The sequence below is a fragment of the Neobacillus cucumis genome (genome assembly GCF_023715505.1).
Map to the genome: position 1 here is coordinate 119,207 of NZ_JAMBOH010000001.1, position 20,145 is coordinate 139,351.

The 20,145-nt window shown below is 38.5% G+C and carries 19 protein-coding genes, 2 tRNA genes and 2 other annotated features; of the genes, 5 read left to right on the forward strand and 16 right to left on the reverse strand.

The window, feature by feature from the left end:
* Nucleotide 1: 1 nt before the first annotated feature.
* Genes trpB through trpE form a run of 6 tightly spaced genes read right to left on the reverse strand, consistent with a single transcriptional unit; the run spans nt 2 to nt 5,610 of the window.
* Complete coding sequence (gene trpB, locus M3226_RS00610; RefSeq protein WP_251561651.1) at nt 2-1,201, reverse strand: tryptophan synthase subunit beta; 1,200 nt, start codon at nt 1,199-1,201, stop codon at nt 2-4.
* Nucleotides 1,176-1,823 carry a phosphoribosylanthranilate isomerase gene (locus M3226_RS00615; RefSeq protein ID WP_251562320.1) on the reverse strand — a complete coding sequence of 216 codons (648 nt, stop codon included), beginning with the start codon at nt 1,821-1,823 and terminating at the stop codon, nt 1,176-1,178. Before M3226_RS00615 ends, trpB begins: the two co-directional genes overlap by 26 nt.
* Complete coding sequence (gene trpC, locus M3226_RS00620) at nt 1,819-2,616, reverse strand: indole-3-glycerol phosphate synthase TrpC (protein ID WP_251561653.1); 798 nt, start codon at nt 2,614-2,616, stop codon at nt 1,819-1,821. The genes M3226_RS00615 and trpC overlap by 5 nt, the downstream gene beginning before the upstream one ends.
* Nucleotides 2,617-3,642, reverse strand: a complete 1,026-nt coding sequence (trpD, locus tag M3226_RS00625; protein ID WP_251561655.1) for an anthranilate phosphoribosyltransferase — start codon at nt 3,640-3,642, stop codon at nt 2,617-2,619.
* A complete protein-coding gene (locus M3226_RS00630; protein WP_251561656.1) occupies nt 3,614-4,225 on the reverse strand; it encodes an anthranilate synthase component II in 612 nt (203 codons plus the stop codon). Before M3226_RS00630 ends, trpD begins: the two co-directional genes overlap by 29 nt.
* Complete coding sequence (trpE, locus tag M3226_RS00635) at nt 4,222-5,610, reverse strand: anthranilate synthase component I (protein WP_251561658.1); 1,389 nt, start codon at nt 5,608-5,610, stop codon at nt 4,222-4,224. Before trpE ends, M3226_RS00630 begins: the two co-directional genes overlap by 4 nt.
* 61 nt (nt 5,611-5,671) lie before the next feature.
* Nucleotides 5,672-5,921 (reverse strand) — a binding site (T-box leader).
* Between the two features lie 35 nt (nt 5,922-5,956).
* Nucleotides 5,957-6,201: a binding site (T-box leader), on the reverse strand.
* A gap of 263 nt (nt 6,202-6,464) precedes the next feature.
* Here trpE and M3226_RS00640 point away from each other — a divergent pair.
* The 3 genes from M3226_RS00640 to M3226_RS00650 all read left to right on the forward strand — a co-directional run bounded on the left by M3226_RS00640 (nt 6,465) and on the right by M3226_RS00650 (nt 8,014).
* Nucleotides 6,465-7,742, forward strand: a complete 1,278-nt coding sequence (locus M3226_RS00640; protein WP_285857672.1) for an MFS transporter — start codon at nt 6,465-6,467, stop codon at nt 7,740-7,742.
* Between the two features lie 103 nt (nt 7,743-7,845).
* A tRNA-Gly gene (locus tag M3226_RS00645) sits at nt 7,846-7,919 on the forward strand.
* Nucleotides 7,920-7,922: 3 nt separating this feature from the next.
* A tRNA-Ser gene (locus M3226_RS00650) sits at nt 7,923-8,014 on the forward strand.
* Between the two features lie 124 nt (nt 8,015-8,138).
* On the opposite strand, the gene M3226_RS00655 is transcribed toward M3226_RS00650, so the two are convergent.
* Genes M3226_RS00655 through M3226_RS00670 form a run of 4 tightly spaced genes read right to left on the reverse strand, consistent with a single transcriptional unit; the run spans nt 8,139 to nt 12,729 of the window.
* A complete protein-coding gene (locus M3226_RS00655) occupies nt 8,139-9,038 on the reverse strand; it encodes a 4Fe-4S binding protein (protein ID WP_251561660.1) in 900 nt (299 codons plus the stop codon).
* Between the two features lie 28 nt (nt 9,039-9,066).
* Nucleotides 9,067-9,654, reverse strand: coding sequence for a DMSO/selenate family reductase complex B subunit (locus M3226_RS00660; protein WP_251561661.1), 588 nt, complete (start codon nt 9,652-9,654; stop codon nt 9,067-9,069).
* A gap of 5 nt (nt 9,655-9,659) precedes the next feature.
* The gene (locus tag M3226_RS00665; RefSeq protein ID WP_251561663.1) at nt 9,660-12,065 is read right to left on the reverse strand and encodes a DMSO/selenate family reductase complex A subunit; all 2,406 of its coding nucleotides are present in this window, start codon (nt 12,063-12,065) and stop codon (nt 9,660-9,662) included.
* Nucleotides 12,058-12,729, reverse strand: a complete 672-nt coding sequence (locus M3226_RS00670; RefSeq protein ID WP_251561665.1) for a TorD/DmsD family molecular chaperone — start codon at nt 12,727-12,729, stop codon at nt 12,058-12,060. Before M3226_RS00670 ends, M3226_RS00665 begins: the two co-directional genes overlap by 8 nt.
* A 209-nt stretch (nt 12,730-12,938) precedes the next feature.
* On the opposite strand from M3226_RS00670, the gene M3226_RS00675 reads away from it, so the two are divergent.
* Entirely contained in the window at nt 12,939-13,241 is a 303-nt protein-coding gene (locus M3226_RS00675) for a DUF6509 family protein (protein WP_251562324.1), read from the forward strand.
* Nucleotides 13,242-13,279: 38 nt separating this feature from the next.
* Here the strand turns inward: M3226_RS00675 and M3226_RS00680 are convergent, their stop codons facing one another.
* On the reverse strand, nt 13,280-13,483 hold the full coding sequence (locus M3226_RS00680; RefSeq protein WP_251561667.1) for a cold-shock protein: 204 nt from the start codon (nt 13,481-13,483) through the stop codon (nt 13,280-13,282).
* A 355-nt stretch (nt 13,484-13,838) separates the two neighbouring features.
* The gene (gene ku / locus M3226_RS00685; protein WP_251561669.1) at nt 13,839-14,726 is read right to left on the reverse strand and encodes a non-homologous end joining protein Ku; all 888 of its coding nucleotides are present in this window, start codon (nt 14,724-14,726) and stop codon (nt 13,839-13,841) included.
* A 128-nt stretch (nt 14,727-14,854) separates the two neighbouring features.
* Between ku and M3226_RS00690 the strand changes: the two genes are divergently transcribed.
* Entirely contained in the window at nt 14,855-16,696 is a 1,842-nt protein-coding gene (locus M3226_RS00690) for a DNA ligase D (protein ID WP_251562326.1), read from the forward strand.
* An 18-nt stretch (nt 16,697-16,714) separates the two neighbouring features.
* Here M3226_RS00690 and dapF read toward each other — a convergent pair whose 3' ends face one another.
* The 4 genes from dapF to M3226_RS00710 form a co-directional block, all read right to left on the reverse strand.
* On the reverse strand, nt 16,715-17,692 hold the full coding sequence (gene dapF / locus M3226_RS00695; RefSeq protein ID WP_251561671.1) for a diaminopimelate epimerase: 978 nt from the start codon (nt 17,690-17,692) through the stop codon (nt 16,715-16,717).
* Between the two features lie 70 nt (nt 17,693-17,762).
* Entirely contained in the window at nt 17,763-18,548 is a 786-nt protein-coding gene (locus tag M3226_RS00700) for a hypothetical protein (protein WP_251561672.1), read from the reverse strand.
* Between the two features lie 104 nt (nt 18,549-18,652).
* Nucleotides 18,653-19,507 (reverse strand): patatin-like phospholipase family protein, encoded by an 855-nt coding sequence (locus M3226_RS00705; protein WP_251561674.1) that lies wholly within the window; start codon nt 19,505-19,507, stop codon nt 18,653-18,655.
* Nucleotides 19,508-19,694: 187 nt separating this feature from the next.
* Nucleotides 19,695-20,018, reverse strand: coding sequence for a DUF4870 domain-containing protein (locus tag M3226_RS00710; protein WP_251561676.1), 324 nt, complete (start codon nt 20,016-20,018; stop codon nt 19,695-19,697).
* Nucleotides 20,019-20,145 lie beyond the last annotated feature (127 nt).

Genomic DNA, 20,145 nt, shown 5'->3' on the forward strand with positions numbered 1-20,145 from the left:
GTTAGTTCCTCCCCTCAAGTCTTGCTTTTACTGCATCTACATCCTTATCTCCACGACCGGATAAACAAACGACGATATTTTCATTGTCTTTCATTTCAGCTGCAAGCTTGATAGCGTAGGCAACCGCATGAGAACTCTCTAGCGCAGGAATAATCCCTTCCAGTTTTGATAAAAGTTGAAAAGCATCAAGTGCCTCTTGATCGGTAATCGATACATAATTAGCCCGGCCGCTGTCTTTTAAGTAGCTGTGTTCAGGACCTACTCCCGGATAATCAAGTCCTGCCGAAATGGAATGGGCCTCTTGAATTTGACCATCTTCATTTTGCAATAGATACATTAATGAACCATGGAGAACCCCTGGTTTCCCTTTTGTTAAGGACGCAGCATGGAACTCAGTTTCCACACCCTGCCCTGCAGCTTCGACCCCATATAAACGAACTTCCTTATCCTCAATAAATGGATAAAACATTCCGATTGCATTACTACCGCCTCCGATACAAGCAACAACAGCTTCAGGCAGACGGCCTTCGCGCGCAAGAAATTGTTCTCTCGTCTCCTTGCCGATGACACTTTGAAAATCTCTCACCATCATTGGAAATGGATGCGGCCCCATAGCTGAACCAAGTAAATAGTGTGTATCATCCACATTGGTCACCCAATACCTTAATGCTTCATTGACAGCATCCTTAAGAGTGGCACTGCCTGATGACACGCCCACAACCTTGGCACCGAGTAATTCCATCCGGAAGACATTTAACGCCTGTCGTTTTATATCTTCCTCACCCATAAAAATAATACAATCGAGATTTAATAATGCACAAACCGTTGCTGTTGCGACACCATGCTGACCTGCTCCTGTTTCGGCAACGATTCTTCTTTTCCCCATACGTACAGCAAGCAATGCTTGACCTATCGCATTATTTATTTTATGGGCACCCGTATGGTTCAAATCTTCTCTTTTTAGGTAAATATTTGCCCCGCCCGCATGTTTGGACAAGTTTTCCGCAAAATATAATGGTGTCTCTCTACCAACATACTCACTCGCTAATCTAGTAATCTCAGCATGAAAAGCAGGATCCTTTTTTGCCTCTTCATAAGCCTCATTTAATTCAATTACCGCCTTCATCAGTGTTTCCGGTACAAATCTTCCTCCAAATATTCCGAAATGGCCTTTTTCATTCGGCAATGTATAAGTGCTCATTTTGTTTTCCTCCAATTGGTATAGTTTTCACCTTTTCAATAAATGCTTTTATTTTCACAAGATCTTTTACTCCATTTGTTTCAACGCCAGAGCTTACATCGACCATATAAGGGTTAATGATCTGTACGGCCTCAGTGATATTTTCAAGATGTAATCCCCCGGCAAGAATGATTTTTTTTCCTTTCAAACATAAAGTGTTAACTTGCCTCCAATCAAACGATGTTCCATTTCCGCCCCGATATTTTCCTTTTGGTCCATCGAGCAAAATATAATCGGCTGGGAATTGAACAATCCCTTCTAAGGCTTCATTATCCTCAAAGCTGATCGCTTTTACAATCGCTAGCGGAAGCGATTGAGAAAAGGCAGCGGACTCCTCACCATGAAGTTGAATATGGGTTAAACCAACTAGAGACGCAATCCTTTCAATCTCTTCCTTCGTTTCATTAACAAAAACACCAATTTTCATAACATTTGCTGGTAAGCAAGAAACGATTTCTTGTGCTTTATCTGGTGTTACCTTCCTCTTACTTTCTGCAAATACTAAACCGATGGCATCTGCGCCATACTCCACAGCTTTAAGCGCGGTCTGGCTATCCATGAGTCCACAGATTTTTACCTTAATGTTCATTTATAACACCCTCTTGAAGTGGTAGTCTGAGATTAGAGAAGGATTTTTCAATATCCTGACTCACCATTAAGGCCTCTCCTACTAAAATTCCATTTGCACCCGCATTTCGAACCCTATCAGCATCCTGCTCAGTATGGATTCCACTTTCACTTATTAAATAAGCTCCTGATTTTTTTACAATCGACGCTAATTGTTCGGTTACTTCTAATGAAACTTTAAATGTCTTTAAGTCACGGTTATTGACACCAATTAACTTTGCTCCTGTTTTAAGCGCTTTTTCTAATTCATTTTTGTTATGGACCTCTACAAGCACTTCCAAGCCTTTTGATTTCGCGTAATGAAAGAGCTCAGCCAAACTGCTTTCTTCTAACGCTGCAACGATTAGCAATATGATGTCAGCCCCATTGGCAGCTGCAACATCAATCTGTAATGGGCTAATAATAAAATCCTTACATAAAATTGGCAGGTTTACTGCTTTACGGACTGCTTTCAAGTCGGCAAAAGAGCCTTGAAAAAAGGTGGAATCCGTTAATACAGAAATGGCAGAGGCTCCTGATTTCTCATAAATTGCGGCCTGTACTTCCGGTTCCACTCCATTATTGATTAATCCCTTTGATGGAGATGCTCGTTTATATTCGGCAATGATAGAAAGTTCCTTAGCTGTTTGCAGTTTTTCTAAAAAGGATCTTTTTGGATAAGCTGTTTGATGAATGATTTCTGTCCTTTCTTGAAGCAGCTGGACCTCTTTTTTCTTCTGTTCAATGATCCGGTCAAGAATGGTTTCCACTTAAATCGCCTCTTTCTGGCCTAATTTAGATTTTTCGATAAGAGTTGTCAGTTTTGCATATGCCGCACCTGAATCGATTATTTCCTTGGCTACATCAATACCTTCAATAATGGAACTAGCTTTTCCAGCTGTATAAATACCCATTCCAGCATTTAATAATACTGTATCACGAGGGGCACCTTTTTCCCCTTTTAGTACTTTTAATAAGATTTCCCCATTTTCTTTTGAATCCCCGCCCTTTATCTGGCTGTTATCATATTGCGGGAGATTAACGTCTTCAGGTGTAAATATATGACTAGTAATTTTTCCATCCTCCAAAAGGGTATAATGATTTTCTCCCTGAAGAGAAGCTTCATCCATAAAACCAGCACCATTTATGACAACCGCCCTTTTACGCCCTAATCTTTTGAGTACTTCTGCAAATACATTTAATAAATCCCTGCGATTAACGCCTAACAATTGATAATCGAGTTCAATTGGATTGGTTAATGGGCCAATATAATTAAAGACCGTGGGAATTTTCAATTCTTTGCGTACTGTCATCACTTTCTTTAATTTTGGATGAACATGTGGAGCGAATAAAAAGGCGATCCCGATTTCATGAAGTATTTCTTCCGTCCTTTCAGAGGGTAAATTTAGATTAACTCCCAGATACTCAAGGACATCTGCACTTCCTGTTTTACTTGAGATGCTTCTATTGCCGTGCTTAGCGACTGGAATTCCTGCACCAGCAATAACAAAGGCTGAAGTTGTACTAACATTAAAGCTTGATGAACCGTCTCCGCCAGTCCCGCAGTTATCCAGAACATTCGGAAATTTCTGCTTAAAGCTAAGGGTATTACCCTTCATAGCCCGAACAATTCCAGCGATTTCGTCAACTGTTTCACCCTTAGACTTTAACCCCATTAAAAAGGCGGCAATTTCAGATTCAGAAACTTCTTCTCCTAAGATAAAATCAACTGCTTCTTGCATTTGCTCTTCAGAAAAGGATCGCTGCTCAGCTAATTGAAGTAGATAGTTTTTCATTTTCCCTCGTCCCTTCTATTTCGATTAAAAAGTTTTTTAACATTTGTTTTCCATCCGGAGTTCCAATTGATTCCGGATGAAATTGCAGCCCGTAAACCGGATATTTCTTATGTTTTATCGCCATAATTTCATGGTCATCGTTCGAATGAGCAATGCACTCCAACTCCTCTGAGAGATTACTTTTTTCTAACGTCAACGAATGATAACGCATTACCTCTAATGGAGTACTTAGGTTTGCAAATACTTCATTACCATGATGTGTGATGAAGGAAGTTTTCCCATGTTTAATGTGATGAGCCCGCCGCACTTCACTTCCAAAGGCTGCGCCAATTGCTTGATGACCAAGACATATACCTAGTAAAGGAATGGTCTTATGGAAAGTTTGGATTAATTTTATACAAATACCGGCATCCTCAGGCCGGCCAGGCCCAGGTGATAAAATAATCGCTTTCGGGTTCAAATTTTGAATTTGTTCCATACTCAGCTGATTATTCCGATAAACAACAACCTCCTCACCCAGTTCCCCTAGGTATTGATAAAGATTAAAGGTAAACGAATCAAAATTATCAATTAATAAAATCATTTTTCACCCTCCAAAAAGGATCTCAACTTGTTTAGTGTTTCCTCATATTCAGACTCTGGATTTGAATCGTGAACAATACCTGCACCTGCTTGAATAATTGCCTCACCGTCTTTGATGATCATGGTACGAATCGCCAAGGCGAAATCCATATTTCCGTTTACTGACACATAGCCAACTGCTCCGGAATAAAGACCGCGCTTTGATTTTTCTAACGTATTTATAATTTCCATTGCCCTAACTTTTGGGGCACCAGAAACCGTCCCTGCTGGCAGACAGGCAGCCAAGGCATCTAATGCGTTTTTTTCCGGATGGAGCTTTCCGCTGACCTCCGATACTAAGTGGATAACATGGCGGAATTTTTCTACCGACATATACTTCTCGATTTGAACCGTTCCAAATTCACAAACTTTGCCTAGATCGTTTCTTCCAAGGTCCACAAGCATTCGATGTTCGGCTAGCTCTTTTTCATCGTTAAGTAATTCCTGCCCAATCCGTTCATCCTCTTCAGCAGTTGTTCCTCTTCGCTTTGTACCTGCAATCGGGTTTGAGATTACGGTATTGCCGCGTGTTTTAATTAAGCTTTCTGGCGACGAGCCAATGACGGTATATTCATCAAAGTCGATATAAAACATATACGGTGTTGGATTGGTGCTTCGATGTTTCCGATAAAGTGATAACGGTGTACCTTGAAATGATGATTTCATACGTCTTGAAAGGACTACTTGAAAAATATCGCCTGCAAGGATATGCTCTTTTGCGGTTTCAACATTTTTAATAAACGCTTCTTTTGTTGTATCCGATTCAAAACCGCTAAAAGTATAAGGTTCCTCTTCGTAATAATAATTTGGCTTTTTTAATTCTTCTATCCTTTGCATTACTCGTTTTTCAATTATCGCTGTACTACTACTTTCTGATAATGGAATACCGCAAATTTTTACTTTTTCTTGCAGATGATCAAAAACAATCACGTCTTCAAAAAACATAAGATGCACATCAGGCATTTCCAAGCCATTTGGATATTCCTCACCAATTACTTCAAACTCTCTAATGATGTCGTAGCCGACATACCCCACTGCGCCTCCTATAAAAGGAAAATCACATTCGTCAAATATCCCGTCAGGTAATAGCCTCTTCATAACCTCTAAAGGGTTTCCATTCAATTTACGCTTTGCACCATCGCGATAAATAATTTCATTTATTTCGCCTCTGGAAATGAGTTCAAAGGCAGGATCTGCCCCAATAAATGAGTACCTCCCCGAGTCATTGTATTTATGAGAGCTTTCCAATAAGAATTTCTTTGTTCCGCTTATCTTTTGTAAGATCGAGATGGGCGTTAATGTATCTCCTTTGATTTCCTGTATTATACATTGATTCATTGTCTTCATGTCACAACCCCTTTTCGAAAATAAAAAAATCGTCCTCTATATGCGCAAATAGATTGCGCATATAGAGGACGATTCTAAGACCGTGGTGCCACCTCTCTTTGGAACAGATCAAGTTCTGCTCCCTCATTCAGATACAGAACATATTCTGTCCGATATCCTATCCTTTTAACGGGGGAAACCGGGCGTCCCTACTAAAGTTCAAGACACCTCTCACAAGTCCATTCCACAAATTCATTCATATCGGGCTCGCACCTTCCCCGACTCTCTGGAAAGAATTAATTTTGTGTACTACTCTTGCTCAACGAGTTAATTATTCTAATTAATAATACAAAAGGGCCTTCCATCCAAAAAGGACGGAAGACCCGTGGTGCCACCTTCATTAGCTAAAATTAGCTCACTCAACCGATATCGAAGCTAAAGCTTGAATATCTGTCTCTTGTAACGATGAGATCTTCGCCAAAGCCTACTGCCTATATGGGTTCGGTTTGGAGGCTCGGAAGTCCATTCGCTTAAACGTCTACACTGATTTACACCAACCATCAGCTCTCTTAAGAATCCGTAAAAGTTACTACTCTTCGTCAACACCTATATGATTTACTTTATTGATTATTATACTATCCAACTTCACTAATAATGTCAAGAGATTATTTTTCAAAAAATTAAAAATTGAATATTAATATTCTCTTCTGAGATTATTCGCTCCTATTTCAATGTTTTAATTCTCCACTTCCAATTAAAGGATACCCTAAACTTGTTTTTTTTCAATTGTATTAGCCAATATTAACATTAGCAAGCAAGCATGTCTCTTCGGCGTGGTATGTTAGAGCATAAAATGAAGGCGGGATAGAAGATTCATGGAACATATTGAACGATTAAGCCAAAACCAAAAGGCAGCAAAGAAAAAACATTCGGCGGCTGGTCAAAAAAAACAAAGTGAAATTGCCAAACAAAAGTGGGCAATCGTCTCGCTGTCTTCCATTCCTTTAGTGATGACTTTAGGAAATTCAATGTTGATTCCTGTATTACCTTCTATGGAAAAAGAATTAACAATCACCTCATTTCAGACCAGCATGATTATAACGGTTTATTCAATTGTGGCGATCTTTTTAATTCCAGTAGCCGGCTACATTTCTGACCATATCGGCAGAAAAAAGGTGATTATCCCCAGTCTCATTATTGCAGGAATTGGCGGACTTATTTCTGGATGGGCGGCCTGGAAGTTAACGGATGCCTATTGGCTCATTCTAGTGGGGCGTGCCCTTCAAGGAGTAGGAGCTGCAGGGGCAATGCCTATTGTCCTTCCCTTAGTTGGTGATATGTTTAAAAGTGAGGATGATGTTAGCAGCTGTTTAGGACTAATCGAAACATCTAATACGTTTGGAAAGGTTTTAAGTCCAATATTAGGATCCTTTCTTGCCGGATTTATCTGGTTTTTACCATTTTTTTCATTCCCTATATTTTGCGCTATTTCCGTTATTCTCATGATTTTTCTTGTCAAATGTCCAAAAAGTGAAGAAAAGCCAATCCCATTTAAACAATTTTTTATAAATGTGAAAAAGACCTTTACTGAAAAAGGTCGTTGGCTTTATGCCATCTTTTTTATTGGCGGGATTCTAATGCTCGTCTTGTTTGGAATCTTGTTTTACCTTTCAGAAACTTTTGAGAAAGAGTATGGGATTAAAGATTTAAAAAAAGGGTTCCTTTTATCATTACCACTTGGTGCACTATGTTTAGCCTCTTTTATCAGCGGAAAGATCATTAAGAAAAATAAAGTATTAATGAAATGGATGACCTTGATTAGTATTATCCTAGCTGCTATTTCAATTGCTGCACTTTGGTTTTCGATTAAGCTTTGGTATATGCTAACTATGTTTTTGATTACCGGGGTAGGGATTGGGTTAAGCCTTCCATGTTTAGATGCTTTAATCACAGAAGGCATCGAGAAAAAGGAACGCGGGACCATTTCCTCCATTTACAGTTCGATGAGGTTTATTGGAGTTGCTGCAGGCCCTCCTTTGATTGCAGTCCTAATGAAATATGCCAGCCATTGGATATTTATTGTTCTAAGCAGCCTTAGTGTTATAGCCGCAGTCATTACTATGTTCGCAATCAAACCAAAAGCAGAAGCTTAGAAAAGTGCTGAGGAATCCCTCAGCACTTTTTGTTTTTCGAAGCAAATTCCTATATAAAAAATACTCTAACTATGCTATAATATAAGTGTTCTTATTAAACAATGCGGGTGTGGTTTAATGGTAGAATTTCAGCTTCCCAAGCTGACGGCGGGGGTTCGATTCCCCTCACCCGCTCCATTCGGAGAAGTACCCAAGTGGTTATAAGGGGGCGCACTCGAAATGCGTTAGGACGGGTAACCGTTGCGTGAGTTCGAATCTCATCTTCTCCTCCATACATACCGTTCAAAGTTCAAACACTTCTTACCGAGTGTTTTTTTATTTTTTCTAACTGTAAAAAAAGCGGCCTTTAAATGGCGTGTACCTCGTACCTCTAAGGAGAAAGAACTTTCGAAGGTCTTAAGGACTTAGCCATTCAGGATTCCGATCGCGACAAATCGGGCAGCTGTCTATTTCCTGATGGAATGTTGAGAAGGGATTCCCGCAAGTTTCACATACTTTAGTCATAAACGGGTATCCTTGATTCTGTTTATTTGTTATTTTCCGGTTAATATGTAAGGCATCTTCCGTGCATATATCTGTACAATCGCAACAGTTTACGCACATTTCATTGGCTACCTGCAAAAAACCTTCCTCTAAGGAAAATACTTTTTGGGTACAGAACAAAATACAGAGTTGACAAAATGAACATTGGGCAAGATCTAAATCGACTTGATAGAATTGATAGCCAGGATAATAGCGGGCTAGTTTCCATTCATTTGCTTTTAATTTCCAAGCTGCTGGTGCCATGGTTTTTGCAAATTGTTTGCCCTCTTTTTGTAAGAAAGTAAAAAACGCTCTCCTCGACATTCTCTTCTCTTCTCGGTATTCTAGTATCCTGATTGGACTTTCTTCAAATAACTGCAAGATTTTGTTGGCTTTATTAAGAACATTTATCCAATTTTGATTAAGAGGGATTGAACCTGACCTAATAGCGGTCAACCCTCTTTGTTTGTAAATGAGTAATTCTTTTACAGTTGGAATATAAGACTCATTATAAACAAGACTAGCCTTATCAAATTTCCTTGTTTCTAAGACACCTTCGATTGCAGAAAGCGGACAGGCAATTATACAATCACCGCATGAATTACATTTCTCAAGATCGATTTCAATGGATGTCGAGGTAATGATAAGGGCTCCATAGCGACAAGCATCTGCACAAGTCCTACATGAAGAGCGGAGATGTTTCTTCCTGGAGCAATTATTGGTTACTTTGGTATTTACGTGCATGCTTTCAATCCAATTCACAAGCAGCGACATATTATCATCACCCGCCTCAAGTTTTTTGTTAATTACTGGACAGCCTTGCATCCCTATGCGGTTTAATGACAAGATTTGGTTGTGTTAATGTATTACTTGGCATCCCTTTAATTTGGCTTACCGTGCCATACTTTTTTCGCAGCTCTTCAATGGGGCCAAATTCAATTGCCCGCATCGGACATGCTGCGACACACACGGGTTCTTCGCCTTTTTCCTGCAAATCTATACAAAAATCACATTTATTCGATTTAAATTCCCTTTTATTGTATTGAGGAGCCCCATAAGGACAAGCCTTAATGCATAACTGCGCACCTTGACATACATCTTGGGCAATTGTAACGATACCGTTTTGTTTATTCTTTACAATTGCTCCGGTCGGGCAGCTTGGAATACAGGCTGCTTTCTTGCAATGATTACATGAAATGGAAAAATAATAAGCTTTTATATTTTGAACAATTCCCCTCGTCGGCTGTTCCACAAAGGTTCCTTCTTCATAGGGGTATACCCTGCGAAAATTGATACCAACATCAAGGTTGTTTTTATCTTTACAGGCCACAGTACATGCCTTACAACCTGTACAAAGACTTTGATTTATATAAAATCCTAACTGTGCCAAATCACTCACTCCCTAGGCTTCTTTACTTCAACAAGGTTTGTTAGCTGCGGATTGGCTTTTGCTAATACAGTAGGTCTCTGTGATGTAAGGACATTGACTGAACCACGCTGATCAAGTCCGTTTTTATCAGGAGTATACCAAGCACCTTGTGGAATTCCAGCCACTCCTGGAGTGATTCGTGGTGTGACTTTCGCATCAATCATGAGTGAACCTCGATCATTAAATACCTGAACACGGTCACCATTTTTGATTCCTCTTTTTTCAGCATCCTTAGGATTTATCCACATTTCTTGCTTGGCTGCTTCCTCAAGCCATTCTTGATTATCATAGGTCGAGTGGCATCTCCGTTTATAATGCCAGCTGATAAGCTGAAGCGGATACTTTTTAATTAGCGGGTCTTCTGGCCCTTCCCATGAAGAAATATACTTAGCAATTACCGGTATTTCATCATGCATGTTCATATCCCACAATGCTTTTGAGAACAATTCAATCTTCCCTGATGGGGTTTCGAATGGAGTTTTTTCAAAATCATCAATTTGCTCTTTAAACCCTACCAATGGCTCGTTATGTATAAAGTAATGAACTCCTTTTTTCCGGAACTCCTCAAATGTCGGGAAGTTTGGATCAAGTTCCTTTTTAGTTCTTTCTACACTTTCCTTTACGAGATCAAGAATAGATTTACCTTCTGTGAATTTTTCCTTTAATCCCAACTTATCGGCAATATCTGCAAACACATCATATTCATTTCTGCATTCATATAATGGATCAATCGTTTTATCCCCGAAGACCACATAATCCCCAAAACACCACGGTACACCAATATCGTAGCGTTCAAAGAATGTCGTTCCCGGTAATAAGATGTCCGCATATTTTGCACTTGGGGTCAAAAAGAGATCACTGACAACAATAAACTCTACTTTATTTTCATCTTCAAGTAACTTTCGTGTTTTATTGATATCCGCATGCTGATTTATTAGCATATTACCAGCCACATTAAAAATCATTTTAATATTAGTGGTTAATTTTTCTGTTCCTTGTAATCCATCGGCTGCAGTCATTTCCGTCCCCTTTTCAACTGCGGTAGTCCAAAGGAAACATGGAATGGAAGCTTTTACTGGATTTTCAAATATAAACGGATAAACAATTTCACTTCGGCTCCAATAGCCTGTACCAGCTGCCCAGCCTCCTAGTTTACCCACATTCCCAGTTAAACAGGCTAATTGTGCCCCGGCACGCATGTATTGTTCCCCAAACGCTTGACGTTGTGCTGCCCAGCCTTGAATTAATGCAGCAGGCTTGTATTTAGCATAATCACGGGCAATCTCACGTATTTTATTTGCAGGTACACCACAGATCCTTTCCGCCCATTCAGGGGTCTTAGGGGTGCGATCGTTATCTCCAAGTAAGTAGCTTTTTAATGATTCATTTTTCGGTACACCATCTGGCATGTGATTCTCATCAAACCCAAGGCAGTATTTATCGAGGAATGCCTGATCGTGAAGTTTTTCTGTTACTATCACATACCCCATGGCATCCATCATCGCTGTGTCTGTTGTTGGCAGGATCGGTATCCACTCATCAGCAAAAGTGATTGCTGTATCAGTATATCTAGGGTCAATTACAATAATTTTTGCACCATTTGTCTTTGCCTTCATTAAATATTCACGATACGGGGTAGAGAAAATCATTTCAGAAGGATTTTGCCCCCATAAAATAATATATTTTGAATGTAATAGTGAATCAAAACTACTACCTGAATCATTTGTTCCGTAAGTGTAAGGGGTGGTAATATTACCAGCACCAGAACTGTAGTCATTTCGGGAATTCAAATAACCGCCAGTTAGGGCTAAAAGTTTTTTTGCTGCACTTTTGCCACCGTGTAATCCCCAGCTTTGTCCTGATGCATAGTTGACATATCTTGATTCGGGCCCGTACTTATCACCAATCCGTTTAACTTGTGCTGCAATGGTTTCAACCGCTTCATCCCACGAAATCCTCTCAAATTTTCCTTCGCCCCGTTTACCCACTCGTTTCATTGGAAACTTAAGTCGATCCGGGTGATAAAGCATACTTCGATAATTCCTCCCTCTGACACATGCCCTTAGAGGTGGTGCCGATAAGTCTCCACCCTCCTGTGTATCAGTACTGACTCGTACTACGACCCCTTCTTTTACATGTGCTTTAATTACGCACCGTCCTCCGCAGTTATTTATACTGCAAGTTGAAATAATCGTCTCTGGGCTTTCTTCTTTAGCACTGACAGGCTTAGTTTCTTCTTTACGGTTCACTAACATCTTCGTGCCTATTCCACCTGCAATGACTGGTATTCCTATTGCGCCTGACCATTTTAGAAAGGTTCGTCTCTGCATTTTATCTGTTAATAAGTTCTTTAAATGGTTATTTTCAGACATTTGCCAATGCCTCCCTTACTTCCAATAAAGATGTAAAATCAAAGTCTAAAAAATCCTCAAGCAGCATGGCAGCCCCTAGATATAAGCGGCTATTGGTATGATCGATAATCCTTTTACAAAATTCTGGAATCCAAATGGATAAGTGCTCTTTATGAAGGAGAATTTGAATCGCAATCAGTTCCTGAATCTTTTCTAGCTCCGAGGCTTGCAAACTTAGTTCAATTAGAAAAATCATAAACTCTAATTCTAGTAGTAAATGATCATCGGGTTCATAATTTTCTCGTAAAAATTGGAGCCCTAATAAATGATATAGCTCTCTTATCTGGAGAGTCCATTCTTCAAATAAAAGACGTTCTTTGCTTCGATAATAAGACTCCCAAGGAGGGGCCACTAGTATTCCAGGACCAATAAATAACCGTCGGTATTCTTCTCTTTCCGAGTGCGCTTTCTCTTTCTTGGTCCATTGCTTAAAAAAGGAAGCTAAAATTCTACCACCTTCATGAAACTCTTTTAATTCATCAAATGTCCTCATATGACCTAATTCCCGTAATAGGTTTTCATTGGTTTGCTCTAAAAACAAAGTATGGAGTATATGGTATAAATTTTTCCTAGCAAATAAAAATGGTTGTAATTCGATATGTATTGCATCTTTTTCTGTTAACATTTCCTCTCTCCTCGTGTGTGAAATGTATATACCACTTCCATGATGCGTAACCCCTCATAAATTTATCTTACCTTAATTTATTTAGGTTTGGTTGACTTTGTGCAATTATTTACATTAAATTCAAAATCATAAAAATTGCAGTAACCTAAATCACTTTTTGGGTTATGACCGAAAATGTGTATAATAAGAGAGTCAATAAACTGCAAAGGATGATAGGGTTGAACATTACAGGCCACCAAGTTGAAAAATTAGAAGATCCCTTTGGTTTGCTATCTGGAGAGCGCTATGAGTTTTTTTTAGAACTCGAAGTGGATGAAGATGATGAATTGTATTCTGAAAAAGGGGTTGGTTTAAAGTGTATTTTTGTTCGTAATGAAAGCGAAGATAAAATAACCAGCTATCACTTTTTTGAACGCGGGACCGAGAAGGTACTCGACTTTGAATTAGAGGAGGATGAAGAAGAACTAGTCCTTGCTTACTGCCAGAAATTCGCTAAAGAAGTTGAAGAATAAGAAAGCAGGGAGCTTTGCTCTCCCTGCTTTCTTATTGATTACATAAAATTTTTACTATGGTTATGAATCACTTGTAGTTCTTTGGTTGATTGACTCATTTCACTTTTGCAGATTGGGCACAGAGGAAGTTCACTACTTTTAAAATTGTCCCGAACCCAGCACTTACAAGTTTCAGAAGTACAAACCCAAATTTTTGTTTCCTCTAATTTAACTTCTTCTTCATTTTTTCTGCCAAACGCCAAAACGATCACTCCTTATAAGTAGTTATGACTGTTTTTTGAACCAGTAATCGAAACAACTATTATTCTAGTAAAATTAATATATAAAAAGGTGATACTTGCATCACCCTTTTATTCTTTTCTGACCATTTCACATAATAAAAAAACGTAACTCTTCACGATAGGCAATAGTAATCCCCCACTTTCGTGCAGTTACGACCAATTAAACAAGATAATACCGAAACATTAAAATGTATTTTTATTATAACATAATTTCCACTATGAGTCAATTTTATGGGCAGTCCTAAAATGTAAATGGAGACCAAGTTAAAAGAACTTGGCCTTCTAGGTCTTTATTAGTTTGACTTTAAATTTATCTCTAAGCTTCTTTCTTAACTTTAGCTGGTGACTTTTTTCTTGGTGCTGCAGCTGCTTTTTTCGGTTTAGCTTTTTCCGCAGCCGCTGTCTTTAAGGCAGGTGCAGTTGTTTTATTAGGTTTTGTCCGATCAATGGATGCCTGAAGGGCTGCCATTAAGTCGGTAACATTAGATGCAATTTCCTTAGTCGCTGCTGTTACTGTTTCTTGCCCAGTACGTTTTGACTCAATGAGTTCTAAAAGTGCCGTTCGATATTCATCTGTATACTTTTCAGGCTCAAAACTAGTGGTTAATTGATCGATGAGCATAATCGCCGTGGCTAGTTCTCTATCTGTGACCTTATCCTCCGCAGGAACATTCGGTACATCTCCCGCTTTACGTACCTCGTCAGGATAATGAATGGTTTCCATAACTAAGGTATTTTCGTATACGCGAATTACGGCGAGCTGCTCTTTTGAACGAATAATAATTTTAGCCAGCCCAACCTTTTGGGACTCCTGTAAGGCCTTGCGCAGTAATGAGTATGCCTTACTGCCGCCCTCATTTGGGGACATATAATACGTTCGATCATAGTAAATCGGGTCTATTTCTTCCATTTTTACAAAATCAATAATTTCTACAGCCTTTTCTTCATTTTCTTTCCGAAGCTTTTCTAGTTCTTCATTATCGAGAACGACAAACTTTCCTTTTGTATACTCATACGCTTTGACAATATCTTCTGGTTTTACCTCTTCCTCACAGACTGTACAAATTTTTTCGTATTTAATGGGAGCATGACATTTATTGTGCAGGGTTCGCAGTTTTATATCCTTGTCTTCAGTTGCTGTATGGAGCTTGATGGGGATATTTACAAGCCCAAAACTAATGCTTCCTTTCCACATCGTATGCATAAGAGTTCTCCAATCTTTTTGTTATTAGTTTGTGGTATCGTTTTTTCTTCATTCCTAAAAAGTTTTGGAAAAGGATGAAGTAGTATTTATTGAAGCAAAATAAGGAAAAAAGGAAAGGAAACGATACCATGAGACCAATGCTGCCAAGTTTAACTTTTGACCTTCCTGTACGGCCCGATTGGCAGTACGAGGTTAAATTTGATGGATTTCGGGCCCTGTTAACATGGAATTCAAAGGGAATTGAGTTTATTAGCAGAAATGGCAAGGATTTATTACCGCAATTCCCAGAAATCAAAGAGTTCCTTTTGCAATATGAACTCCTTTTTAAACCTTATTTACCACTGCAAATAGATGGGGAACTTGTCTATTTGGAAAACACGTATAAAGCTAATTTTTCCGCTATCCAGGTTCGAGGAAGACTAAAATCAGAAAAAAAAATATCAGAGCAGGCAACCCGTTCTCCATGCCGACTTATGGTTTTTGATCTATTGATGTTAAATGGAAAAAAATTCTCTACTGAACCCTTTTCTAAAAGAAAAGAAGCGTTAAAGGAATTATTCTTAACAATAGGGTTTGAGCTTGAATCTGATCCGTATAATAATCAGCTGCTTCAATTCGTAAAAGCCCATGATGATTTTAATGAATTATGGGAAAAAGTCGTTTTATATGATGGAGAGGGCATTATTGCTAAATTTAAAAACAGTTTTTGGGAAGAAGGAAAACGCACACTTCAATGGCTAAAGTATAAAAACTGGAAATATGTCAGCTGCTTTATTACCTCCTATGAAAAAACAAATGGCTATTTTTATATTGGTGTTTATCAAGATAAAAAAATACATACCATCGGCCAAGTGCTATTTGGTTTAAAACCGGAAGAAAAAGATGCCTTAAAGCAAGCCATAAAACAGAATATGATCAAAGAGGACGATCAATTTATTTATATGGAACCTGCCATCTGCCTTGAAGTGAAATACTTAGAACTATATGATAATCAACTGCGTGAACCTCATTTTGACCGTTTTCGCTTTGATTTAGAACCTGCAGATTGTACCTTTGACCGCTTTATGTTTGGCCAAAAAAATCTGCCTCAGGACTTGGAAATAACACACCCGGATAAACCCTTGTGGGAAAAGCTCGCCATTCGGAAAGCTGATTATATTCTGTACCTGCGGGAAATTTCACCATATATGCTGCCGTTTTTAAAGGACCGTCTCTTAACAGTTATTCGTTATCCGCATGGCATGTTTGGCGAAGCTTTTTATCAAAAAAATTGTCCTGATTATGCACCAGAATTTGTGCAGACACAAGAAGCTGAAGGGATTGATTACATTTTGTGCAATAACCTCAAAACCCTTGTATGGCTTGGAAATCAGCTTGCCATTGAATTCCATATCCCTTTTCAAACAGTTTACAGCAAAGGTCCGAGTGAGATCGTGTTTGATCTCGATCCGCCATCCAAAGATTCATTCCCATTAGCCATAAAAGCAGCTCTATTGATTAAAGAAGTATTGGATCAATTAAATCTAATAGGTTTTATAAAAACTTCAGGCAACAAAGGGTTGCAAATATACCTTCCTTTGCCTGAAAATGTTTATTCCTATGATGATACACGGTTATTCACCAGCTTTATCGCGGAATATTTAATCTCGAGGGCTCCTGATTCTTTCACCATTGAACGAATGAAAAAGAATCGAGGTAACAGGTTATACGTTGATTATGTACAGCATTCTGAAGGAAAAACAATTGTCGCTCCCTACTCAATGAGGGGTAATGAACATGGTGGTGTGGCCACTCCCCTTTATTGGGAGGAAGTGAATGATAAACTTAAACCAGGCTTCTTTAATATGGAAAAAGCGCTTAAACGAATCCGCAGTCAGGGTGACCCTTTTATGGATTATTTTCAAACAAAGCAGCTCCAGGCTTTTACTCCGGTCCTTGAGTTTTTAAAAAACTCAAGCAAAAAAGGATAAGGTGGTATGCCTTATCCTTTAAAGTGTTTGCTTAATTACTTCCTGGGCAGCTGATTGGAGCTTCTCATAGGTCTTTTGCTCTGTTAAATCGGTTCTAGATGTGACGGAAAAAGCTTTTTCATTTAGAGCTAACTGGATGGAGGCACGATAAAGATATGTGGCATTTCCAATTAAATCAATTGAATAGGTATCATCTAGTTTATGGACAACACATTGGACTTTACCGCCATTATTATATACATTGATGGCTTTTTCATAATTGTTTAATTCCGTTAAACAAGTAACAAGTGAAGAAGCGGACATGGCAGTACCACAAGCATTTGTAAAACCTACACCCCGTTCAAAGGTTCGAACGTAAATGGAATCCTTTTCGAGCGGCTTTACAAAACTGACATTTACCCCATCCGGGAATAAATCATTGGGACCATTCACTTTTTCACTAAGCTGTTTTTGGAGATTATTTTGAAACATCTCTGTTTCCACAATCGAAATCAAGTGCGGATTTGGTACCGCCAGAGCTGTAAACCTCAACTCATCTGAAAGCTGTTTAATCTTTTCATTAAAAAGAGTCGGTTTAGGTAGGTTTAATGGAAGTGCCCTTAATTCAAACATGACCGGAGAAATCTCAACCTGATAGGTGTGTACCTGAGGAAATATATCCTCTTGTTTCATGACCTTTAGATTTGCTTTCATTGTTTCAATAACCGCCTTTTCGAGCCCCTTCAACTCACAGATATATCTGGCTACTAGACGGAGGCCATTTCCACACATGGAAGCTTCTGAACCATCGGCATTAAAGACACGCATTCTTCCATCAGCACGATCACTTTTCAATATAAACAAAATTCCATCTGCTCCAAGCTCATTGCCACGGTCACATAAAACCTTGGCAAGATTTGCTCTATCTTCTTCTGTAAAGAAATAATCATTTGATATTTCATCGATAAGGAGAAAATCATTTCCTGATCCATGACCTTTAATTAAATCAATTTGCACAAGTTTTACCCCCAGAATAATATCTTTAATCCATCATATCAAACATTATTATGGAAGGAAACTGTCTTGTTTATCTCTCAATAAAGTATTCATTAATTAATAACGACATTCTAAGCAGCTTGTCCTCCTCTGAAAGGTCCTCTTTAAGTGAGAGTACAGGTGTATTAGGTTCTGGAAATAATGGACTCCATTCCATTGGCATCCACCCTCTTCGCAGCCGCCCTACCTGATGCTGACCATGATCATAAATGAACTCATCCATAAAAACAGAAGATCCTTCTATCTCTCCTAGAAACCTTCCGGTACGGTCAAAAATTTCCTTCTTTGCTTTCCGAAAACCTATATTCCTTTTTTCAAATCTGCCTAAAAAATCTTGATTTCTATTAAATACATCAATCTTTAATGCTTTTCTGCCTTTTAGCTTAAAATATCCCAATACTTGGACATCTTCATTAAATAAAGCGTAGGTTCTCGACAGCTTGAACCTTATCTTACCGGTTCCTCTAACTTTTTTTATTTGTCCCGCCATATGGCCATTAGGAAAATAGAGGAATAAACTTGAGGACTGGGAGTTCCTGTAAAGCACTAAAAGATGACGGGCTTTAAAAATAGATGTGGAAATGTCCTTAGAAGCTTTCATATTACGTCTAATCGTGATAGATTGTCTCATTCTAAAAAGGTAGACTTGAAAACTTATCAAACTATAGATCATAAATGGAAGGGCCAGCAGCATGATTTCTCTATGCTTCAAAACAGAAAAATTCCCTATAATAATTATAGTGGTTGGAATTAGAGCGGCAATACTACCATTTAAGTTCATGTGAGCTGCATCTCGGTAATATTCATTTATTTTCATCCAGATTACCCCTTATCGATTCCTCTACTAAGAGTTTATTTAATAGGATTGAAAAAAATGATAGAAGTTTTTAAAAAGTAGAGGAGAGCCTGCTTGACTCTCCTCTACTGTTCAAAATAAGAATTAATTTTATCGATTGATGCCTTTGCGTCCCGGTAGCCCTGGTTATATAACTCTTCAAGTCTCTGTGGATTTCTTTCCATTCGTCCCACTTTTAATGGCTCGGATGGACGAATAATCAGCGCATTACCTTTTTTTTCCTCTTTTTCCAAATAACGAAGTGTATCATTATAAATTTGATACCTGGAGCGTAAAGACTGCCGTAACCCCTTGTAATTCGGATATTTCCTGTCTACAAGGAAGTGAAATTTGGAAGGTTTTTTAAAATAACCCTTATTTCTAGTTAAAATGACAATATTCTTCTTATAACCATCACTTTGCGCTTTTTTGATTGGAATGGGATCGCTAATCCCGCCGTCTAGTAAAATTTTGTCCTGGTAACGGATTTCCGGTGCGATAAATGGCAGAGAACTTGATGCCCTTAGAACGGTTAGCAAATCTTTTCCATAATCCTGCTTATTAAAGTACACGGGCATCCCCGTTAAACAATCCGTTGTCCCGACGACAAACTCGGATGGACTGCTATAAAATACATCATAATGGTAAGGGACATGTTGATTAGGGATTTCATCAAAAATGAAATCCATCCCAAAGAACTGCTTGTTTTTAAAGTAATTCTTCCACGAAATGTATCTTGGGTCACTTGCATATTCTACTGTAACTGTTTTATTTCTTCCTTTTTGCTTTGATAAATAAGACGCGGCATTGCATGCCCCTGCGGAAACCCCAATAACATAAGGGAAAAACAGTTCCTGTTCTAAGAAATATTCCAGGATCCCGGCAGTATAAACCCCACGCATCCCGCCGCCTTCTAAAACTAATCCTGTTTGGTTTAACAAACTGCCTCACCCCTTTTATTTTTATAGTAGCGATACACACCTAATAGTATAGAACAACCGTTTCCCTAAAGAAAACGAAAAGATTTTTAAAATGAAAAGACTAAAAAAACACCTGGCCGCTTATGAGATATGTAAACAAAGGCATACCAAAACCCGACAATCGATATGCCGGGTTCCATACTGCAGTCTATTTTATTAATCTAAAAATCCATGGAAACCGATATTCTTTCCCTTCATAGGCTTTAACTGCTGCGATTATGCTAAAAATAAGCGCCGCAATCCCTAACACCCATAACAGGAATATCCCAATAATCACCATGGTTAATATACCGGCAACAATGGAATAAATTAAATAAGAAATAAAAAAGTTAAAGTATTCTTTTCCGTGAATATCAATAAAAGAGGACTCTTCCTTTTTTAATAGCCAAATGATCAGTGGTGCTATAATAGGAAAAAATAAGCTTAGGACATACATACCTGCCGCTAATAGCCTTTCTTCACTCTTTATCATTTCATCTTCCCCCATTGAATAAATTTTTTCATTACTATAATACTTACGCTGCGGCTTTATAAAGGTTTCGTGATTTTTAAATAAATCCGCAAAAGAATTTTATTATTAGTCCGCTTTTCCTATGGCA

Coding starts and splice junctions, on each gene's coding strand:
- trpB (WP_251561651.1), bottom strand. CDS start 1,201: ATGAGCACTTATACATTGCCGAATGAAAAAGGCCATTTCGGAATATTT.
- trpD (WP_251561655.1), bottom strand. CDS start 3,642: ATGAAAAACTATCTACTTCAATTAGCTGAGCAGCGATCCTTTTCTGAA.
- M3226_RS00630 (WP_251561656.1), bottom strand. CDS start 4,225: ATGATTTTATTAATTGATAATTTTGATTCGTTTACCTTTAATCTTTAT.
- trpE (WP_251561658.1), bottom strand. CDS start 5,610: ATGAAGACAATGAATCAATGTATAATACAGGAAATCAAAGGAGATACA.
- M3226_RS00640 (WP_285857672.1), top strand. CDS start 6,465: ATGGAACATATTGAACGATTAAGCCAAAACCAAAAGGCAGCAAAGAAA.
- M3226_RS00655 (WP_251561660.1), bottom strand. CDS start 9,038: ATGTCGCTGCTTGTGAATTGGATTGAAAGCATGCACGTAAATACCAAA.
- M3226_RS00665 (WP_251561663.1), bottom strand. CDS start 12,065: ATGTCTGAAAATAACCATTTAAAGAACTTATTAACAGATAAAATGCAG.
- M3226_RS00670 (WP_251561665.1), bottom strand. CDS start 12,729: ATGTTAACAGAAAAAGATGCAATACATATCGAATTACAACCATTTTTA.
- M3226_RS00675 (WP_251562324.1), top strand. CDS start 12,939: ATGATAGGGTTGAACATTACAGGCCACCAAGTTGAAAAATTAGAAGAT.
- ku (WP_251561669.1), bottom strand. CDS start 14,726: ATGCATACGATGTGGAAAGGAAGCATTAGTTTTGGGCTTGTAAATATC.
- M3226_RS00690 (WP_251562326.1), top strand. CDS start 14,855: ATGAGACCAATGCTGCCAAGTTTAACTTTTGACCTTCCTGTACGGCCC.
- M3226_RS00700 (WP_251561672.1), bottom strand. CDS start 18,548: ATGAAAATAAATGAATATTACCGAGATGCAGCTCACATGAACTTAAAT.
- M3226_RS00710 (WP_251561676.1), bottom strand. CDS start 20,018: ATGATAAAGAGTGAAGAAAGGCTATTAGCGGCAGGTATGTATGTCCTA.